We start from the raw sequence: 685 nt of genomic DNA, 5'->3' as shown, positions 1-685 counted from the left end.
CGCCTATTCTGCATATTCGGGCATGCGTGTCGACTTAATCGCCAGCAGTTGGCAGCCCTGATGCGGTAATCGCAAAGACCGGCAACCGCGTCCGCGATGCCAAAGACGGTTAGGGACCATGAGAGCGAAAAGCGGATCCGGAATCGAAAAGGCTCGGATCTCTTCCGCCTCCCTCCAGAAGTTTGCGGCAGCGTGCCGGGATCCCTCAAGGGATCAACACGATCTTGCCTAGGGCTCCCGGCTCCAGGACCCGTTGATGGGCCAGAGGCGCTTGCTCCAGCGGCAGCTCCTCGCGGACGATCGGCCGCAACGTGCCGTTGCTCAGGCCGGCTTCGAGCGCGGAGCGGAGGCCCCCCTCCTCCTTATCCGAGGCGAGAAAGAGAGATACCCCTACGATCTGTGCTTCCCGCGCCATAAGAGCCCGTGGATCGATTTCCACGGTGCCCCGCGAGCCGATCACGACGGCGCGTCCTCCCAAGGCGAGAAGATCGAGGTCCCGGCCGAGGTTGACGTTGGCCAACATTTCCAGGATCACCGCGACCCCTTCCCGATTCGTCCACTCCAAAACCTCCCGGCCGTGCTCCTTCGACCGATGATCGACGACGAGCTCGGCCCCCTGCTCCCTCGCGAGCTTCCGTCCCGCCTCCGTCCCTGCCGATGCCGCGACTCGACATCCGGCCGCCAC

General features: G+C 64.2%; 1 protein-coding gene. It reads right to left on the bottom strand.

What is annotated here, in order from left to right:
- Positions 1-205 precede the first annotated feature (205 nt).
- A partial coding sequence (locus FN369_RS09620; RefSeq protein WP_142525928.1) for a zinc-binding dehydrogenase occupies positions 206-685 on the bottom strand: 480 nt, incomplete at its 5' end.

This window comes from Methylacidimicrobium cyclopophantes, from assembly GCF_902143385.2.
Lineage (GTDB): Bacteria > Verrucomicrobiota > Verrucomicrobiia > Methylacidiphilales > Methylacidiphilaceae > Methylacidimicrobium > Methylacidimicrobium cyclopophantes.
This window is presented reverse-complemented; position numbering and strand designations above follow the sequence as displayed.